At 70.8% G+C, this 1,355-nt stretch carries 1 protein-coding gene; it reads right to left on the bottom strand.

Annotated features, from left to right (window positions below; all coding sequences use genetic code 11):
- Positions 1 to 1,355 (bottom strand): AMP-binding protein (locus ACLEQD_RS43470; protein ID WP_410391802.1); only part of this gene is annotated, 1,355 nt, incomplete at both ends.

Genomic DNA, 1,355 nt, shown 5'->3' with positions numbered 1-1,355 from the left:
CCTCGTGCTCGAAGAAGGTGGTGCGCAGGGCTTCGTGGCGCGCCACCAGCGCTTCGAAGGCACGGCGCAGGGCCTCGACGTCCAGGCGCCCCAGCAGGCGCAGGGCGACGGGGAGGTTGTAGGACGCGTCGTCCGGCGCCAACTGGTCGAGGAACCAGAGGCGCTGCTGGGCGAAGGAGAGCGGCTGAGGGCCGTCGGAGCGCGTGCGGGTGAGGGGCGGCAAGCGCGTACCGGTGGAAACCCGCTGCAACCTCTCCGCAAGGGCCGCGATGGTGGGGGCCTCGAAGAGAGCGCGGAGGGGCAACTCCACGTCGAGCGTGGCGCGTACGCGGGCCACCAGTTGGGTGGCGAGCAGCGAATGGCCGCCCAACTCGAAGAAGTTGTCCGTGCGGCCCACGGTGGGGACTCGCAGCACTTCGCTCCAGAGCGCCGAGAGCTTCTCCTCCAGCGGCGTCACCGGCGCTTCGTAGGCGTGCGAAGCCCGGAGCAGGCCCGCGTCCGGGACAGGGAGCGCCTTGCGGTCCACCTTGCCGTTGGACGTCAGCGGCAGCGCCTCCAGGGAGACGAAGGCGGCGGGCACCATGTACTCAGGCAGGTGCTGCTTGAGGTAGGCACGGAGGGCGGAGACGTCGAGCGCTTCACCCACGACGTAGGCCACCAGCCGCCTGTCGCCCGGAGCATCCTCACGGGCGAGCACCACCGCGTCCTTCACCGCGGGGGCAGCCCGCAGGGCGTTCTCGACTTCGCCCAGCTCGATGCGGAAGCCGCGCACCTTCACCTGGGCGTCAATGCGGCCGACGAAGTCCAGCTGGCCGTCCGCGCGCCAGCGCACCACGTCGCCCGTGCGGTAGAGGCGAGCCCCTTCCTCACCCGAGAAGGAATCCGGCACGAAGCGCTCGGCGGTGAGGCTCGGGCGCCCTGCGTACCCACGCGCGACGCCCACGCCGCCGATGTGCAGCTCACCGCGCACGCCCACCGGCACCGGCTGCCCATACGGGTCGAGCACGTAAACGCGCACGTTCGCCAACGGCTTGCCGATGGAGGGCACGTTCCCATCCGCGACGACCTCGCCGAACGTGGCGATGACGGTGGCCTCCGTGGGGCCGTAGGTGTTGATCAACTTTCGCCCCGGGGCCCAACGCGAGACGACGTCGGCGGGCAGTGCCTCACCACCGGAGATGACGGTGCGCACCTTGGGCAGCCCTTCGGAGGACGTGGCCGCCAGTGCCGCGGGGGTGAGGCTGACGACACTCAATTCCTGCTCACGCAGCAGCACGGGCAGGGGCGCGCCCGGCATCAACTTCTCCAGCGGCGCGAGCACCAGCGTGGCGCCGTTGCAGAGCGTGGTGAAGACC

Origin of the sequence: Corallococcus sp. 4LFB, from assembly GCF_046520365.1 — a bacterium.
Lineage (GTDB): Bacteria > Myxococcota > Myxococcia > Myxococcales > Myxococcaceae > Corallococcus > Corallococcus caeni.
Note: the sequence above shows the minus strand (reverse complement) of the source record. Positions and strands in the feature narration are given on the sequence as shown.